At 62.0% G+C, this 17,295-nt stretch carries 12 protein-coding genes; 7 read left to right on the top strand and 5 right to left on the bottom strand.

Annotated elements, in window-relative coordinates:
- Position 1: 1 nt before the first annotated feature.
- The 5 genes from ACX17K_RS09280 to ffh form a co-directional block, all read right to left on the bottom strand.
- The gene (locus ACX17K_RS09280) at positions 2-3,184 is read right to left on the bottom strand and encodes an efflux RND transporter permease subunit (RefSeq protein ID WP_070979667.1); all 3,183 of its coding nucleotides are present in this window, start codon (positions 3,182-3,184) and stop codon (positions 2-4) included.
- Positions 3,185-3,561: 377 nt separating this feature from the next.
- A complete protein-coding gene (locus ACX17K_RS09275) occupies positions 3,562-5,727 on the bottom strand; it encodes a hypothetical protein (protein ID WP_493774557.1) in 2,166 nt (721 codons plus the stop codon).
- A gap of 268 nt (positions 5,728-5,995) precedes the next feature.
- Positions 5,996-7,366: an adenylosuccinate lyase gene (gene purB, locus ACX17K_RS09270; RefSeq protein ID WP_493774556.1), complete on the bottom strand. Its 1,371-nt coding sequence runs from the start codon at positions 7,364-7,366 to the stop codon at positions 5,996-5,998.
- Positions 7,367-7,425: 59 nt separating this feature from the next.
- Positions 7,426-8,334 carry an ATP-grasp domain-containing protein gene (locus ACX17K_RS09265; protein ID WP_493774555.1) on the bottom strand — a complete coding sequence of 303 codons (909 nt, stop codon included), beginning with the start codon at positions 8,332-8,334 and terminating at the stop codon, positions 7,426-7,428.
- 47 nt (positions 8,335-8,381) lie between these two features.
- Positions 8,382-9,737 (bottom strand): signal recognition particle protein, encoded by a 1,356-nt coding sequence (ffh, locus tag ACX17K_RS09260; RefSeq protein ID WP_046155589.1) that lies wholly within the window; start codon positions 9,735-9,737, stop codon positions 8,382-8,384.
- Positions 9,738-9,847: 110 nt separating this feature from the next.
- Here ffh and ACX17K_RS09255 point away from each other — a divergent pair, with 110 nt between their 5' ends.
- From ACX17K_RS09255 to coaE, 7 genes are all read left to right on the top strand, one after another.
- Entirely contained in the window at positions 9,848-10,669 is an 822-nt protein-coding gene (locus tag ACX17K_RS09255) for a cytochrome C assembly family protein (protein ID WP_463088572.1), read from the top strand.
- A 67-nt stretch (positions 10,670-10,736) separates the two neighbouring features.
- Positions 10,737-11,057, top strand: a complete 321-nt coding sequence (locus tag ACX17K_RS09250; RefSeq protein ID WP_493774554.1) for a ComEA family DNA-binding protein — start codon at positions 10,737-10,739, stop codon at positions 11,055-11,057.
- A 397-nt stretch (positions 11,058-11,454) separates the two neighbouring features.
- Positions 11,455-12,630, top strand: coding sequence for a porin (locus tag ACX17K_RS09245; protein WP_493774553.1), 1,176 nt, complete (start codon positions 11,455-11,457; stop codon positions 12,628-12,630).
- Positions 12,631-12,797: 167 nt separating this feature from the next.
- Positions 12,798-14,504 carry a type IV-A pilus assembly ATPase PilB gene (pilB, locus tag ACX17K_RS09240; RefSeq protein ID WP_493774552.1) on the top strand — a complete coding sequence of 569 codons (1,707 nt, stop codon included), beginning with the start codon at positions 12,798-12,800 and terminating at the stop codon, positions 14,502-14,504.
- Between the two features lie 38 nt (positions 14,505-14,542).
- The gene (locus ACX17K_RS09235; RefSeq protein WP_493774551.1) at positions 14,543-15,766 is read left to right on the top strand and encodes a type II secretion system F family protein; all 1,224 of its coding nucleotides are present in this window, start codon (positions 14,543-14,545) and stop codon (positions 15,764-15,766) included.
- Between the two features lie 11 nt (positions 15,767-15,777).
- The gene (locus ACX17K_RS09230) at positions 15,778-16,686 is read left to right on the top strand and encodes a prepilin peptidase (protein ID WP_199776195.1); all 909 of its coding nucleotides are present in this window, start codon (positions 15,778-15,780) and stop codon (positions 16,684-16,686) included.
- Positions 16,671-17,285 (top strand): dephospho-CoA kinase, encoded by a 615-nt coding sequence (gene coaE, locus ACX17K_RS09225; RefSeq protein ID WP_493774550.1) that lies wholly within the window; start codon positions 16,671-16,673, stop codon positions 17,283-17,285. Before ACX17K_RS09230 ends, coaE begins: the two co-directional genes overlap by 16 nt.
- Positions 17,286-17,295: the final 10 nt, after the last annotated feature.

The following is a 17,295-nucleotide window of genomic DNA, read 5'->3' as shown; positions in this document are numbered from 1 at the left end:
TTCAAGCGTCCTGTGCGGGAGCCGCGGGGGCATCGGCCGCGTGTTGTTTGCGTTGCGCCAGGTAGCGGTGGAAGCTGGCGAACACCACCGGTACGAACAGCAGGGTGGATAGGGTGGCGAACAGAAGGCCGCCGATCACGGCGCGGCCGAGCGGGGCGTTCTGCTCCGAGCCTTCGCCGATGCCGATGGCCATCGGGATCATGCCGATGATCATCGCCAGCGCCGTCATCAGCACCGGCCGCAGCCGGGTGGCGCCGGCCTCCAGCGCCGCCGACAGCGGCGGCAGGCCGTCCTGCAGCCGATGCCGAGCGAACGACACCACCAGGATGCTGTTGGCGGTGGCCACGCCCATGGTCATGATGGCGCCGGTCAGCGCCGGCACCGACAGATCGGTGCCGGTGACGATCAGCATCCAGGCGATGCCGGCCAGCGCCGCCGGCAGCGCGCTGATGATGATGAAGGGGTCCAGCCAGGACTGGAAATTCACCACGATCAGCAGGTAGACCAGCACGATGGCGCCGAGAATGCCGACGCCGAGGCCGATGTAGGACGAGCGCATCGTCTCCACCTGGCCGCGCAGCGCGACATGGCTGCCTTTGGGCAGATGAGCCTCTTCCTCGTTGATCACCTTCTGGATGGCCGAGGCCACCGAGCCCAGGTCGCGGCCGCGCGCGCTGGCGTAGATGTCGATAGACGGCAGGATGTTGTAGCGGGTGACGATGGCGGCTTCGCGGCCCGGGCTGGTTTGCACCAGGTTGCCCAGCGTCTGCTCGCCGGCGCCGCGGCTGCCCGGCGCGTTGATCGGCAGCTGCAGCAGTTGGTCCATGCTGCCGATCCGGTACTGCGGCGCCTGCGCCTGCAGATTGTAGACGATGCTGTTGGCCGGATTGAGCCAGAACGCCGGCTGGGTCTGCTGGCTGCCGGACAGCGGCAGCAGCAGGTTCTGCGCGACGTCGAACGGCGCGATGCCCATGCCCTGCAAACGGGCGCGATCCATGTTCAGCTTGATTGCCGGCGCGTCCAGCCGCTGGTGCACATGGACGTCGGCGGCGCCGGGAATCGCCTTGATCCGGGAGAGCAGGCGGCCGGCGAAAGCGGCGTTGTCGGCGTAGTTCTTGCCGAAAATCTGCACGTCGATGGCAGCCGGCGAGCCGAAATTCAGGATCTGGGTGATGATGTCGGCGGGCTGGAAGAAGAATTCCACGCCGGGGAAGCGGCGCTCCAGCCTGGCCGGCAGCGCGGCGATGTAGTCGGCGCTTGGCTGGTGGCCGGGTTTCAGCGAGATCAGCACGTCGGTATCCAGCGTGCCGATGGTGCCGGAGTTGCTGTACGACAGGTTGATGCCGCTATAGGGCAGGCCGATGTTGTCGATGATGGAGTCCAGCTCGCCCGGCGGGATCGCCTTGCGGATCTCGGCGTCCACCTGGTCGGCCAGAACGGCGGTGTCCTCGATCCGGGTGCCGGTGGGCGCGCGCACGTGCAGCTTGATCTGGCCGGTGTCCACCTCGGGGAACAGGTCGCGGCCCAGCAGCAGATACAAGCCGCAGGAGGCCAGGCAGAAGCCGAGAAAGACCGAGATGAAGCCCTTGCGGTGCGTCAGCAGGTGGCTGAGCAGGTGCACGTAGAGCTCGCGCAGCCGTTCGAAGCGGGCGTTGAAGCCCTGGTGCACGCGGTGTATCCACGCCGACACGCGGCCGTCGTGGTGGCGATGGCCCATCAGCAGCAGCGCCAGCGTCGGCACCAGCGTCCGCGACAGCACGTAGGAGGCCAGCATCGCGAACACCACCGCCTCGGCCATCGGCACGAACAGGTAGCGCGCCACGCCTTCCAGGAAGAACATCGGCACGAATACGATGCAGATGCACAGCGTGGAGACGAAGGCTGGAATGGCGATCTCGCCGGCGCCGTCCAGAATGGCGGTGTACAGCGGCGAGCCCATGTGCAGATGGCGCTCGATGTTCTCGATGGTCACCGTGGCGTCGTCCACCAGGATGCCCACCGCCAGCGCCAGGCCGCCCAGCGTCATCACATTGATGGTTTCGCCTATCATGTGCAGCGCGACGATGGACGAGAAGATCGACAGCGGGATGGAGACGGCGATGATGGAGGTGGTGCGCCAGTTGCCGAGGAACAGCAGCAGCATCACCGCGGTCAGCACCGCGGCTACCAGCGCTTCGTGGATCACGCCTTCCACCGCCGTCTTGACGAAGATGGACTGGTCGGCCAGCAGGCTGACGCGCAGGTCCTTGGGCAGCAGCGGCAGCAGGCCGGGCAGCTTGTCCTTCAGATGGTTGACCACGTCCAGCGTCGACGCGCCGCCGTTCTTGTAGATGGACATCATCAGGCCGCGCTGGCCGTTCTGCTTGACGATATTGGTCTGCGGCGAGAAGCCGTCGCGCACGTGCGCCACTTCGCGCAGGAAGACCGTGGCGCCGTTGGCCGACCGCACCGGGATGTCGTTCAGCCCGGCGATGGTGTCCGGCGAGCCGTTCAGCTCGACGTTGTACTCGGTGCCGCCGATCTTGGCGGTGCCGGACGGCAGCGCCAGGTTCTGGCTGTTGACCGCGTTGATCACGTCAGCCGGCGTCAGGCCCTTGGCGGCGATGGCGCGGGTGTCCAGGTCCACCGACAGCAGCCTCACCTTGCCGCCGTAGGGGTAGGGAATGGCGATGCCGGGTATCGTCACCAGCTGGGGCCTGAGCGTGTTGATGGCGGCGTCGAACACGTCCTGTTCCGACATCGATTTGCTGGCCATGCCTATCTGGATCACCGGCACGCTGGAGGCGGTGTATTTGATGACCAGCGGCGGCGTGGCGCCGGGCGGCATCTGCTTGACCACCGCCTGCGACACCGACACCACCTGGGCGATGGCGGTCTGGATGTTGACGTTGGGCTGGAAGAAGATCTTGATGATGGCGATGCCGGCCAGCGACTGCGACTCGATATGCTCGATGTCGTTGACGGTGGTGGTCAGCACCCGTTCATGGGTCTGGGTGATGCGGTCGGCCATCTGCTGCGGCGCCAGGCCGCCGTAGCCCCAGATCACGCTGATCACCGGGATGTCGATTTCCGGCAGCACGTCGACCGGCGTGCGCATGATCGCCAGCGGGGTGGCCAGCAGGATGACGATGGCCATCACGATGAAGGTATAGGGCCGTTTCAGGGCCGTTTCGACGATCCACATATTGGACGGTGCGTCCTCTCTTCAGATTGCCGCGCCCGGGCGGCGGATTTCCGGCGCGAAGGTCCCGGTCCGGGCGGCTCGGCGGCGCGGTTGTTGCGATCCGCGCCATGCCTTGTTGCAGCTTATGCCAGCTTGAAGGCGTTCTGTGGGCGGATCGTGCTTGGTTGCGATCGGGTTTTGTTAATGAGTGATGCGAGGCCGACGCGCGCAGCGCGCTGGCATATTCGCCGCGTTCAAGCAGGATTAACTGGCCAAGCGGCCATGGCGTTGACACTTTTCGGCCGGGTAGTAAAAAAATAATCTACTTTACTATTTTAGCCAGTAGAAACCCCGCCGCGCGCAGGGCGGGGCGGGGTTGGCGACGGGGGAAAGCGCGCTCAGGCGTGGTGCTTGCGCGCGTAGCTGTTGAGCGAAACCACCCGGGTCTTGCCGATGCGGTGGCGGTAGATCTCGCGCAGGTAGCACACCGCTTTCTGCACGTGCTCGCGGGTCAGCCGGATGTCGTTGATCGACACGAACTTCTTGCTGTCGCGGATCAGCTCGCGGTACTTCTTCTCGTACATCGGCTTGATCGCGAACCAGTTGGTGTCGAGGATCTTGGCCGGGTTCTCGTACTCGTTCAACAAGCGCTCCAGCACTGTCTCGTCGAAGGTGTCGGCGGTGATCAGGTCCAGGATCACGTTGTCCAGGCTGTCGTCGAAGCGGTGGTTGCCGTGGGCGAAGCAGCGCTTGATGTAGGCGACGATCAGCGTCAGGAAGTCGTCGCTCAGGCAGGGGCTCTTGGCCACCAGCGTGGTCAGCGACAGGTTGGTGGACGCGCCGATCACCAGCGCGTAGCGCTTCAGCGTGGTGCTGGGGAACAGGTCATTCAAGTGGCGCTTGAGCCGGTTTAGGTCGAGGTAGGACAGCTTGTAGCCTTTGGGCAGCGACAGGATGGCCACCACCGACGAGCAGTTCTGGAAGAAGAACAGCTGGTTCAGCTTGTCCGCCGAGTAGCCGGACTGCTTGTAGTCGGCCAGCGCGGCGCGGTAGTTGGCCGATTCGATCGGCAGCAGGCTGATGCCCTCTATCGCCTGGGTTTGCTGGTTGAAGTGCGGCAGGTCGATCGAGCGGTAGAACAGGTCGTCGATGTCCAGCTTGTTGACGAAGCCGTCCGAGCCCAGCGGATCGGACACCACCGATTCGGCGTAAGCCACCGCCACCGGGCCGGCCAGGCTCATGAACAGGTCGTTGGCGTCCAGCCGTATCGTCTCGCCCATGTCGATGCCGGCGCGCAGGAAGTAGTTCTCGTCGTAGTCGCTGGTGACGGCCTGCGCGGTCAGGATGTTGAAGATCTGCTGCGAGATGTACTGGTTGGCGTGGCGCTCCATCGCGTTGACGTCGAGATGCTCGATGTTGCCGCCTTCGCTCTCCTCGGCGTAGCGCATGATGTCGTTGGAGATCAGCATCATCGCGTTCCACGGCCGGATGCGGCGCATCACGCTCTCGGCGCCGGCCTCTTCGTTGTCGAAGTTGTAGGAGAAGTCCCACTCCTCGGACAGGTATTTGCACAGCAGCCGGCCGGCGTTGATGTGCAGCGCTTCCGAGCCCTCGGCGTGCTGGCCGGAGATGTTGGGCAGGATGCAGATGCCGCTGGTGAAGATGGGCTCGAACACGAAGCCGTAGTCGTCGCCCTGATCCCCCTTGCCCTCGTTGCGGGTTTCGAAGGTCTTGCTCATGTAGGCGTACTGCTGGGCCAGGCCGAACTCGGACGCCATGCCCGAGCCGGTGCCGCCGCCGGCGCTGAAGATGTAGAAGTACAGCCGCGACTGGTTGGCCTTGATGCCGCAGGAGTCCACCAGGTAGGAGTGGATCAGCGTCCAGTCCGGGTCGGAGAAGCTCAGCGTGTCCTTGTTGAGGATGATCTTGGCCAGGTACTGGCCCAGGATGGGCGCATTGCCGGCGCCGCCGGCGTGGACCTCGGCCAGGTCCATGATCTTCAGCTTGTTGTAGTTGTTGATGAAGTCGCCCTGCTCGCCGCGGCGGGAGAAGCGGATGCGGCCCTTGATGTCCTTGTCCAGGTCGCCCAGCATCACCATCGGCTCGATCAGGAAGGCCGGCTTGGCCTCCTTGTGCTGCGACAGCAGGTTGCGGCGTATCCAGCGCCGCGGCCGTTGCTCCTGCTCGGGGGCGCTCTTGTCTTCCTGGTTGAACTCGTTCAGGTAGAACTTGCGGGCGTTGTACACCAGGGTGGCCACGTCCAGCGCGATATTGGAGCCGCAACGGCCCAGGCCGATCAGGCAGACCGAGGGGAAGGGCTTTTCCGGCGGGCCGATCTGGCCGTCTTCGGCGTCGCGGGTGAAGGCCATGCCGCGCAGCGTGTCCAGATGCTGCAGGATGCGGTTGGTGTCGTGCTCGATGAAGTATTGATACAACCCGTTCTGGCTACGCTCATTCAGATTCAGCAATTGGCGCGTGGTGGCTGCCTGCGGGGTGGCGGGAGCCGGCTCGTCGGGGGTTGTCGGGGGATTCGAGGACTGGTCGTACATAGATTGCATGATCATCCATTCTCTCTTCAAGGTTACCCTTGGTTCGGGCGGCCGGGCCGAAGCGGCCGGCCGTTCCTGTCAGCAGCGTGCTTATGGTGTTTTGGTGTTATTCACATTCCATTGTCAGGTCCAATTGGCATTTTGACCACTAAATTCTGTGTAATGGATGGCGGGGGAAAGGCAAGGTGCGGCTAAGTTGCCGCAATGGCGAGGCGTTGACGGCGGGCGGAAAGAAAAACGCCGCCCGGGAGGGCGGCGCGGAGGGATGCGGCATGGATGGCGGTCAGATGCGGCGCGCCAGTTCCTCGGCCTTGCCCAGATAGTTGGACGGGGTCATTTCCAGCAGGCTGGACTTGACCGCGTCCGGCAGCTCCAGGCTGCGGATGAAGGCGTGCAGCGTTTCGCGGGTGATGCCGCCCTTGCCGCGGGTCAGCTCTTTCAGCTGCTCGTACGGATTGGCGATGCCGTAGCGGCGCATCACGGTCTGCACCGGCTCGGCCAGCAGCTCCCAGGCGGCGTCCAGTTCGGTGGCGATCAGGGCCGGATTGATCTCCAGCTTGTTCAGGCCCTTCAGGCAGGACTTCAGACCCAGGATGGTGTAGCCGAAGCCGACGCCCATATTGCGCAGCACGGTGGAGTCGGTCAGGTCGCGCTGCCAGCGGGAGATCGGCAGCTTCTCCGCCAGGTGGCCCATGATGGCGTTGGCCATGCCCAGATTGCCTTCGGAGTTTTCGAAGTCGATCGGGTTGACCTTGTGCGGCATGGTGGAGCTGCCCACTTCGTCTTTCTTCACCTTCTGCTTGAAGTAGCCCAGCGAGATGTAGCCCCAGATGTCGCGGTTCAGGTCGATCAGGATGGTGTTGACGCGCATCGCCACCTGGTACAGCTCGGCCATGTAGTCATGGGGCTCGATCTGGATGGTGTACGGATTGAAGGTGATGCCGAGGCCGGTGACGAAGCGGCCGCACAGGCTTTCCCAGTCGATGTCCGGATAGGCGGCCAGGTGGGCGTTGTAGTTGCCGACCGCGCCGTTGATCTTGCCCAGGATTTCCTGGTGCACCAGCTGCTCGCGCTGGCGCTTCAGGCGGTAGACGGCGTTGGCCAGTTCCTTGCCCATCGTCGACGGCGTGGCCGGCTGGCCGTGGGTGCGGCACATCATCGGCACGTCGGCCAGTTCATGCGACAGCTTTTGCAGCTTGTGGATCACCTCGTCCAGCATCGGCAGAAGCACGGTGTTGCGCGCGGTCTTCAGCATCAGCGCGTGGCTGAGGTTGTTGATGTCCTCGGAGGTGCAGGCGAAGTGGATGAACTCGCTGGCGGCCATCACTTCCGGATTGCCGGACAGGCGCTCCTTCAGCCAGTACTCGATCGCCTTGACGTCGTGGTTGGTGCGGACCTCGATCGCCTTCACCTCTTCGCCGTGCTCGACGCTGAAGTTGGCGATCACGTCGTCGATCTCGCGGATGGTGGCGTCGGAGAACGGCTTGACCTCTTCGATGCCCGGCTCGGCGGCCAGCATCTTCAGCCATTCCAGTTCCACCTTGACGCGGCACTTCATCAAGCCGAATTCGGAGAACAGGTTGCGCAGGCCTTCCACTTGGGCGGCGTAGCGGCCGTCCAGCGGGGAGAGGGCGGTCAACGTAGTCAGATTCATGCTGAGTATTTCCAAACGTGGTTTGCCAAACTGCGGCGGGTTGCTAGTACAGATTCGTTTCAGGCCGCGCTGTCCGTCAGCCGGCGCCTGAGGCCGGCGGCCAACAGGCCGGCCGCTTCGGGGCGGAAGCGGAAGAACAGCTCGGGCTCTATCATTTCCAGTTCCATGACGGCGAGGCGGCCTTGTCTGTCGCGGACCAGATCGACGCGCGCGTACAGCACGTCGAACGGCACCGCGCGCACGGCGGCTTCGGCGAAGGCGATTTCCTCGGCGCTGGCCTGGTGCGGATGCACGCTGCCGCCGTGGTCGTCCTGGACGCGGAAGTCGCCGGGCTTGGGCGTCTTGCGTATCGCGTGGCTGTAGCGGCCGTCCACCACCATCAGCGACAGCTCGCCTTGTTCCAGCACCTGGCGCTGGAAGGGCTGCAGCAGCATCGCTTCGCGTTCGATCAAATCGCCGAACGCGCATTCCAGGCGCTGGCCGTCGCCGGCGTCGAAACGGTAGGTGTGGCGGGCGTTGCCGGACACCGCCGGCTTGAGGATCAGCTCATTCCAGCCACTGGCGTCGGCCAGTTGCGCAAGGGTGCGCCGCTCGCCTTTTTCAATGTAGAGGGTGGGCACCACGGCCACGCCCTTATTTTGCAGTTCGACGAGGTAGCGCTTGTCCAGATTCCAGCGGATCAGCTCGGCGGCGTTGAACAGCCGGCACTGCCGGGACACGCGCGACAGCCAGGGCGAGAATTCGCCGAAGCGCTCGAAATAGTCCCAAGTGGTACGGAACAGCAGCGAGCGTGCCTGGCGCCAGTCGAAACCGGCGTCGTCCCAGGCGAGGCGGCAAACCGCCAGGCCAGCGTCGCGCAGCGCGTCCAGCACCAAGCCATCCTCGTGATGCACCTGGCGGCTGTACCAGTCCTCTGGCTTGTGTTCCAGCTGGCGGCTGTCGGTCAGCACCGCGACGTCGAACAACATGTCTTTATCTCAAAAGAAACGGGCGACTGGCGCCCGTTTGTTTCCGCTTACATGCCGGGCATCATGCCCTTCATGCCTCGCATCATCTTCATCATCCCGCCCTTGGACGAGAACTGCTTCATCATCTTCTGCATCTGCTCGAACTGGTTCAGCAGGCGGTTCACCTCCTGCACCGTGACGCCGGAGCCGGCCGCGATGCGGCGTTTGCGGCTGGCCTTCAGCAGCTCCGGCTTGCGGCGCTCCTCCATCGTCATCGAGTTGATGATGCCCTCGACGCGGCGCATCGACTTCTCCGCCTCGGCGCCCTGTACGCCCTTGGCCATCTCGCCCAGCTGGCCCGGCATCTTTTCCAGCAGGTTGGCCATGCCGCCCATTTTCTTCATCTGCTGCATCTGGGCCTTGAAGTCCTCCAGGTCGAAGCCCTTGCCGGACTTCAACTTCTTGGCCATCGCCTCGGCTTCTTTCTGATCGATGCCCTTCTGGACTTCTTCGATCAGGGACAGCACGTCGCCCATGCCCAGAATGCGGCTGGCGATGCGGTCAGGATGGAAGGGCTCGATGCCGGAGACCTTCTCGCCGACGCCGATGAACTTGATCGGCTTGCCGGTCACGTGGCGCACCGACAGCGCGGCGCCGCCGCGCGAATCGCCGTCCATCTTGGTCAGCACCACGCCGGTCAGCGGCAGCGCCTCGTTGAAGGCCTTGGCGGTGTTGACCGCGTCCTGGCCCTGCATTGCGTCGACGACGAACAGCGTTTCCACCGGGTTGATCGCCGCGTGCAGCGCCTTGATCTCCTCCATCATCGCTTCGTCGATGGCGAGGCGGCCGGCGGTGTCCACCAGCAGCACGTCGAAGAAGTGGCGGCGGGCGTGGTCGATCGCGGCGCGGGCGATGTCCACCGGCTTTTGCGACGCCTCGGACGGGAACCACTCGACGCCCACTTGCGAGGCCAGCAGCTTCAGCTGCTCGATGGCGGCCGGACGGTAGACGTCGGCGGACACCACCAGCACCTTCTTCTTCTGGGTTTCCTTCAGCCTTTTGGCCAGCTTGCCGACGGTGGTGGTCTTGCCGGCGCCCTGCAGGCCGGCCATCAGCACGATGGCGGGCGGCACGGCGGCCAGGTCGAGCTCGTCGTTCTTCTCGCCCATCAGCTTGACGAGCTCTTCGTTCACAACGCCCACCAGCGCCTGGCCCGGGGTCAGGCTGCCCATCACGTCCTGGCCCAGCGCGCGCTCTTTCACCTGGGCGATGAAGGTCTTGATGACGGGCAGCGCCACGTCGGCTTCCAAGAGCGCCATGCGCACTTCGCGCATCGCGTCCTGGATGTTGGATTCGGTCAGCCGCGCGTTGCCGCGCAGGGTTTTCATCACGCCGGACAGGCGGCTGGTCAAGTTGTCTAGCATGGTGCTGTCCTTACTCTCTGCCAACGAACGGCAGCTTGGTGTAGACTTTCAAATCCATCGATTTTACCACGAGCCGCCCGGGCCGCGCCCGGATTTGATCACATACTAATATGACCAGCCTACTGCTCGTTCTGTCCCTGCTCCTGATCCTGTCCTACGGGGCCTTCACCTGGCATTACCTTGCCAACTGGAAAGGCGCGGCGCGCTGGCCGCGCAATCCGCGGCTGGAGCACAGCCTGCTGGGGCTGCTGCTATTGGTGCAGGCTTTCGTCGTGGTGGTGCCGCTGAGCGCCAGCGGCGGCCTGTCGCTGGGCGTGGGCCACGCCTTGAGCGTGGTGGTGTGGATCATGCTGCTGATCTATTGGACCTGCAGCTTCTTCTACAAGGTGGAGGGCCTGCAGCTGTTCATGATGCCGCTGGCGATGGCCGCGCTGGCCTTCGCCATCGCCTTTCCGGGGCGGCACATGGTCAGCGACCTGTCCAATCCCGCCTTCGTGATGCACATCCTGGTGTCCATGCTGGCCTACAGCCTGTTCGCCATCGGCGCGCTGATAGCGGTGCTGATGCTGATCCTGGAGCGGGCGCTGCATCACCGGCGGGTGTCGATGCTGGCCAAGCAGCTGCCGCCGCTGCTGACCCTGGAGAAAATGATGTTCCAGGTGATAGCCGTCGGCTTCCTGTTGCTGACGCTGACGCTGCTGACCGGCGTGCTGTTTTCCGAAGAGGTGTTCGGCCAGGCCGCCGCGCTGACCCACAAGACGGTGTTCGGCGTGATCTCGTGGCTGATCTTCGCCGGCCTCCTGGTGGGGCGCCGCCTCAAGGGATGGCGCGGCAAGGTGGCGATACGCTGGGCGCTGGCTGGTTTCCTGTCATTGATGCTGGCATACGTGGGCAGCAAGGTGGTCTTAGAATTGATCCTGCAGCGCGGGTGAGCCCGCTCGTCTCGCGCTGACGCATACCAATACATTTTCACGACCGCACTTTCACTAGGAGCTTGCCATGAAGAAGCTGTTCGCTGTCTTTGCCGGTTTGCTGTTGCTGTGCAATCTCGCCTGGGCCGCCGTCAATCTGAACACCGCCACGCCGCAGCAACTGGAGGCCTTGAAGGGCATTGGTCCGGCCAAGGCCAAGGCCATTGTCGATTACCGGACCAAGAACGGACCGTTCAAGACTGTCGACGATCTGAAGAAGGTTTCCGGCATCGGCGACAAGACGCTGGAGAGCCTGCGCAAGGAAATCACCGTAGGCGGGGCCGCCCCGGCCGCCAAGCCTGCCGCCGCGAACGCGAAGCCAGCCGCGGCCAAACCCGCCGCCAAGTAAGCGCCCGTCGGCCAACGCCGACACTGCATTTAAACCGCCATGCCTATTGGGATGGCGGTTTTTCATTTTCAGGCATTTTTTAATTTGCCGGTCTGATTGATGCGGGGTATTCCCTGTTGTTAATTGGCAACAATGTGACAGTTTTGTTGTTTTTGCGCGTCTGCTTGGCGCTGCAGGGGCTGCGGTAAGTATTTTGTAAACAAATAGATAGCGCTGTCCTGTTGTTTTTTTGCTGATTTTTACCTGTCATGGCGGGGCTCTCTTTGTTTTTTTGCAACGCCAGTCTTATATTGGCTACAGCGATCGACGGAACATACCGTCGGCACATAAATGTCCAGGCAAACGGTTCCGCCGGGAAGCCAACAGGACAAAATCAACTGACTTGAAAGGATTTGCAATGAACAAGAAGCTCATCGCTTTGGCGTTGGCTGCCCTGCCTGCGGCGGCTATGGCCGACGTGACTTTGTATGGCACGATCGCCGGTGGTATCGAGTCCTTGAAGACCTACAATGCCAACACTGCTTCGTTTGGCGGTGCGGCGCAAGCTGGCCAGCTGCAATCCCGCACCGCGGTCAACGACTGGGTGTCCAATATCGGTTTCAAGGGCGCGGAAGACTTGGGCAACGGCCTGAGGGCGATCTGGCAGGTGGAGAGCCGATTGAACATCGATGGCAGCGCGACTCCGGGTAATGGATCCGGCACTCTCGCCACCCGCGATAGCTTCATCGGGCTAGCCGGCGACTGGGGCAAGTTCCGCCTTGGCCGGCTGTCTGACTATGCCAATTCGGACATGGAACAGGTGGATCCGGGTCATTACAGCAATAACGGCGGCGCAGGCAATAGCTCCCCGAGCGTTGGGGGTTTGGCTATGTTCACCCGCATTGACGGTCGCCACAACAATGCTCTGAGGTTTGATAGTTCAAATATTTATGGTTTCACTATGTCGGCGCTGTATGCTACTGACGAGGTGCGTCAGCAGACTAATGCTGGAACCGCTAATAACCAGTTCATCAACATCGGTTTGAGCTACGAAAATTCCGGCTTTTTCGGCAAGTATAACTTTGGCAGCTGGGGCGATTCCAATAAGGTTGGCGGTTTGAAAGATTGGCATCGTTTTGAAGGTGGTTATAACGCCAATAATATTTATGTCGCCTTTGGATTCCAGCAAGCTCGCGGCCAGCTCGCACTGAGCGCTACCGGTCTGGGTGATGCGGGTGGTTTGTATTACAACGACAACGCTGCAGCCGCCAACTGGACTGCCTTGGCAGCGCAAAATCCGGGTCTTGGTAATTTCACGACCTTGCAACAAGCTCGCACACGTGAAATCGCGTTGACCGGCGGCTATACTTTCGGAGCGTTCACTCCCTATCTGAGTTATGCCAAGGGGTATAATCTGAACATTTCCGGTTATGGCGACGTTGCTAATACTGGTTATGATCAGTATGTGTTGGGTCTGGATTATGCGCTGTCCAAGCGTACTGACGTGTATACCTCGTATGGCCACGTTAACTGGAAGCTGCCGAACGCGCAAAATGAAAGCTCCTTCGGTCTGGGCCTGATTCACCGCTTCTAAGCCGAGATTCGGTTCATCTCGAAAAGGGCTGCCTCGGCAGCCCTTTTTTTGTCTATCTGGCCTTCAAACCCTGATCGACAGGGATTTGCCGGTTCGATTCGCATATAATACCGTCACAGCCTATACCTGATCACGACCGCAAGGTTCGAACCGGATCGATTTCGCTTATGGAAGCTACGGCAGGAATTTCCGGCCTGGGCAGAGCCCTGGTCCAGCACAATATGCTGTTGCAGCAGGATGCGGACGCCATTTCGAAACAGGCGATGATTTCCCATCTCAGTTTCGTCGAGCAGCTGATCCAGAGCAAGAAGATGGCTGCGCGCGACATCGCTATGTTTTCGTCCCGGGTGTTCGGTTACCCGCTGTTGGATCTGGCTTCGCTGGATACCGATCAACTACCCAAGGGGCTGGTGGACGACGAAGTGATCGCCAGCCGCCGGTTGCTGCCGCTGTTAAAACGTGGCAACAAGCTTTACATCGGCACTTCTGATCCCACCCAGACCTCCGCCTATCACGCGATCACCTTCAAGACCGGCCTGACGGTAGAAGTGGTGGTGGTGGAAGAGGACAAGCTGTCCAAGCTGATCGGACGATATCAGGACAATTCGACCTCGGCGTTGAAAGAACTGGAGAGCGAGGATTTCGGCGACCTGGAGTTCGCCGATCCCGAAGCGCAGCTGGACAGTGGTCCGCAGACTGAAGTCGACGACGCGCCGGTGGTCAAGTTCATTCATAAGATGTTGTTGGACGCGATAGGCATCGGCGCGTCCGACATCCACTTCGAGCCATACGAAAAGTACTATCGCATCCGCTACCGGGTGGATGGCGTATTGAAGGAGGTGGCGCAGCCGCCGCTGCTGCTGAAGGAAAAGATCGCCTCGCGCATCAAGGTGATTTCCCGGCTGGATATCTCGGAAAAGCGGCTGCCTCAGGATGGCCGGCTGAAGCTGGTGATTTCCAAATCCCGGGCGATAGATTTCCGCGTCAGCACGCTGCCGACCTTGTACGGCGAAAAAATCGTGATGCGTATCCTGGATTCGTCGGCGGCTTCGCTGGATATCGAACAACTGGGATTCGAGGCGGAGCAAAAGGCGCAATTGCTGAGGGCAATCGCCCGGCCGTATGGCATGGTGCTGGTGACCGGCCCCACCGGTAGCGGCAAGACCGTATCACTTTATACTTGTCTGAATATTTTGAATAAGACGGACACGAATATTTCCACCGCCGAGGATCCGGTGGAAATCAATCTGCCCGGCATCAATCAGGTCAACGTCAACGAAAAGGCAGGATTGACTTTTGCTTCGGCGCTGAAGGCCTTTCTACGGCAGGATCCTGACGTGATCATGGTGGGCGAAATCCGAGATTTCGAGACGGCCGACATCGCAATCAAGGCCGCGCAGACCGGTCACATGGTGTTCTCGACGCTGCATACCAACGATGCGCCATCCACGCTGACGCGGATGCTGAACATGGGCGTGGCGCCGTTCAACATCGCCAGTTCGGTGTTGCTGATCATGGCGCAGCGTTTGGCGCGCAAGCTATGCAGCCATTGCAAGCAGCCGGTGGAGATTCCGGAGGAGGCGTTGCTGCGCGCTGGTTTCTTGAAGGAGGAGTTGGCCGGCGGCTGGCATCCCTACGGGCCGGTCGGCTGCGAGGAGTGCCGGAATACCGGCTACAGGGGGCGCGTCGGGATTTTCGAAGTGATGCCGATCAGCGACGCGATGATGCGGTTGATCATGAAGAACGGTACCGCGGTCGACATCTCCGATCTGGCGAGGGAGGAGGGCATGGTCGATTTGCGCCGCGCCGGCTTGCTGAAAGTGATGGCCGGCATGACCTCGCTGGCCGAGGTCGAAGCGGTGACCAACGATTGAACGGCGACCCGCTGCATTAATTTAGAGGAAATGGGGCGATGGCGACCACGGCGGCCAAGAAAGCGAATCCAGGGTACATCTGGGAATGGGAAGGCAAGGACAAGTCCGGCAAGATGATACGGGGCGAGCTGCGCGCAGAGTCCGAAACTGTCGCCAAAACCCAGTTGCGGAGGCAGGGCATCAACGTCGCCAAGATCCGCCGCCGGCGCAGCGGTTTCGGCAAGCGAATCACCGAGAAGGACATTACGCTGTTCACCCGCCAGCTGTCGACGATGATGCGCGCAGGGGTGCCGCTTTTGCAGGCTTTCGACATCGCGGCGAAAGGGCACAGCAATCCGGCGGTGACGCGGATGCTGCTGGAAGTGAGGGCGGATGTCGAAACCGGCATGTCGCTGGCGGAGTCGTTCCGCAAGCGTCCGCTGTATTTCGACAAGCTGTTCTGCAATATCATCGCCGCAGGCGAGGCGGGCGGCGTGCTGGACAACCTGCTGGACAAACTGGCCACCTACAAGGAAAAGGTGATGGCCATCAAGTCCAAGATCAAATCGGCGATGATCTATCCATCGGCCATTGTCGGCACCGCCTTCATCATCACCGCGGTGATCATGATCTATGTGATCCCGGCGTTCAAGGATCTGTTTTCCAGCTTCGGCGCCAATCTGCCGGCTCCGACGCTGTTCGTGATCTGGTTGTCCGATCAATTCGTCCATTTTTGGTGGCTGATTTTCGGCGCCTTGTTCGGCGGGGTTTTCGCTTTTTTCTACGCGTTCAAGCGTACGCCCAAGATGCAGGAGCAGATGGACCGCATCCTGCTGCGGCTGCCGGTGATCGGCGACATCATACGCAAGGCCACCATCGCGCGCTGGTCGCGCACGCTGTCGACGCTGTTCTCCGCCGGCGTGCCGCTGGTGGAGGCGTTGGATTCCGTCGGCGGCGCTGCGGGCAACCAGGTTTACGCAGAGGCGACGCGGCGGATCCAGTCCGACGTCAGCACCGGCTCCAGCCTCAGCTATTCGATGCAGCGCACCGATCTGTTTCCCAATATGGTGCTGCAGATGACCTCGATCGGCGAAGAGTCGGGCTCGCTGGACCAGATGCTGGACAAGGTGGCCGACTTTTACGAGGAAGAAGTGGATAATGCGGTGGCCGCGTTGTCCAGCCTGCTGGAGCCGGCGATCATGGTGATACTGGGTATATTGATAGGCGGGTTGGTGATCGCGATGTACATGCCGATTTTCAAGATGGGCCAGGTGGTGGGTTGATGCTGGACGACATGACATGGTTGTTGGCCACCCATCCTGCTTGGTTGACCGGCGCGGCGCTGCTGTTGGGCTTGATGGTGGGCAGTTTTCTGAATGTGGTGATCCATCGCCTGCCCAAGATGCTTGAGCGGGAGTTTTTGGCGGATAGCGTCGAATACCTCGCCGAAGGCGACGCGTCGTCCGCATTGCGGCTGGCCGCCCAGCAGGCCAGGAATGAGCTGGACGATGGGAAGGGCTACAATTTGTGGCGGCCCGCCTCGCATTGCCCGGCTTGCCATGCGCCGGTGCGGCCCTGGCACAATGTGCCGTTGCTGAGTTTTCTGTTGTTGCGCGGCCGTTGCGGCGATTGCGAAGCGGGCATCGCCTGGCGCTACCCCCTGGTGGAGCTGCTGAGCGGCGCATTGTTCGGCTTTCTGGCCTGGAAGCTGGGCTGGGGCTGGCCGCTGGCCGGCGCTTTGGCGTTGACGGCTTGTCTGCTGGCATTGGCCTTCATCGACTTCGACACCAAGCTGTTGCCGGACAGCCTGACCTTGCCGTTGCTGTGGGGCGGCCTGCTGTTCAACCTGCAGACAGGCCTGGTGCCGCTGAGCGACGCGGTGTGGGGCGCGGTATTCGGTTATCTGTCGCTGTGGCTGGTGTTTCACGGATTCCGGCTGCTGACCGGCAAAGAAGGTTTCGGCTATGGCGATTTCAAGTTGCTGGCGGCGCTGGGCGCATGGCTGGGCTGGAGCATGTTGCCGCTGATCATCCTGTTGTCGTCGCTGGTGGGCGCGTTGTTCGGCGTCGCGCTGATGGCGGCTTCCAAAGTCCGGGGCGGGCAGCAGATTCCCTTTGGCCCCTATCTGGCGACGGCAGGCTGGATCGCGCTGGTGTGGGGGCCACAGATCATGAATGGATATTTGGCATGGCTATCCCGGTAGTGGGATTGACCGGGGGAATAGGCTCCGGCAAGAGCGCGGCGGCGGATCGCTTCGCCGAACTGGGCGTGCCGGTGGTGGATACCGACAGCATCGCCCATCAGCTGACCGGGCCTGGCGGCGCGGCGATGCCGGCGATCGAGCGCGCGTTTGGCCCGTCGGCGCTGGCCGGCGATGGTTCGCTGGACCGCGCGGCGATGCGGGCGAGAGTGTTCGCGGATCCGGAGGAGCGGCATAGGCTGGAGGCCATCCTGCATCCGGCCATCCACGCGGAAAGCTTGAGCCGGCTGGAGGTTGCTGTCGGAGATTACGCGGTGCTGGTGGTGCCGCTGCTGTTTGAAAGCAACCGTTATCTGCCCTTGCTGGCGCGGACGCTGGCGGTGGATTGCCGCGAAGAGGTCCAGGTGGAGCGGGTGATGCAGCGCAGCGGATTGAGCGCGGAAGCGGTGCGTGCGATCATGGCCGCGCAACTGCCGCGCGAACAGAGGTTGAGCCGCGCCGACGATGTCATCGACAATAGCGGCGGCTTGGCAGAATTGAGGCTTCAAGTTGATGCCAAACACAGTTATTATCTGGCAAATCTTGTCAAAGCATTGTTATAAGGCTTGTTGC

It is taken from the genome of Chromobacterium sp. INPA-IVC (assembly GCF_059047085.1).
This window is presented reverse-complemented; position numbering and strand designations above follow the sequence as displayed.

Excerpts from the sequence above, each read along its gene's own strand:
- ACX17K_RS09280 (WP_070979667.1), bottom strand. The coding sequence starts at position 3,184 with ATGTGGATCGTCGAAACGGCCCTGAAACGGCCCTATACCTTCATCGTG.
- ACX17K_RS09275 (WP_493774557.1), bottom strand. The coding sequence starts at position 5,727 with ATGATCATGCAATCTATGTACGACCAGTCCTCGAATCCCCCGACAACC.
- purB (WP_493774556.1), bottom strand. The coding sequence starts at position 7,366 with ATGAATCTGACTACGTTGACCGCCCTCTCCCCGCTGGACGGCCGCTAC.
- ACX17K_RS09265 (WP_493774555.1), bottom strand. The coding sequence starts at position 8,334 with ATGTTGTTCGACGTCGCGGTGCTGACCGACAGCCGCCAGCTGGAACAC.
- ffh (WP_046155589.1), bottom strand. The coding sequence starts at position 9,737 with ATGCTAGACAACTTGACCAGCCGCCTGTCCGGCGTGATGAAAACCCTG.
- ACX17K_RS09255 (WP_463088572.1), top strand. The coding sequence starts at position 9,848 with ATGACCAGCCTACTGCTCGTTCTGTCCCTGCTCCTGATCCTGTCCTAC.
- ACX17K_RS09250 (WP_493774554.1), top strand. The coding sequence starts at position 10,737 with ATGAAGAAGCTGTTCGCTGTCTTTGCCGGTTTGCTGTTGCTGTGCAAT.
- ACX17K_RS09245 (WP_493774553.1), top strand. The coding sequence starts at position 11,455 with ATGAACAAGAAGCTCATCGCTTTGGCGTTGGCTGCCCTGCCTGCGGCG.
- pilB (WP_493774552.1), top strand. The coding sequence starts at position 12,798 with ATGGAAGCTACGGCAGGAATTTCCGGCCTGGGCAGAGCCCTGGTCCAG.
- ACX17K_RS09235 (WP_493774551.1), top strand. The coding sequence starts at position 14,543 with ATGGCGACCACGGCGGCCAAGAAAGCGAATCCAGGGTACATCTGGGAA.
- ACX17K_RS09230 (WP_199776195.1), top strand. The coding sequence starts at position 15,778 with ATGACATGGTTGTTGGCCACCCATCCTGCTTGGTTGACCGGCGCGGCG.
- coaE (WP_493774550.1), top strand. The coding sequence starts at position 16,671 with ATGGCTATCCCGGTAGTGGGATTGACCGGGGGAATAGGCTCCGGCAAG.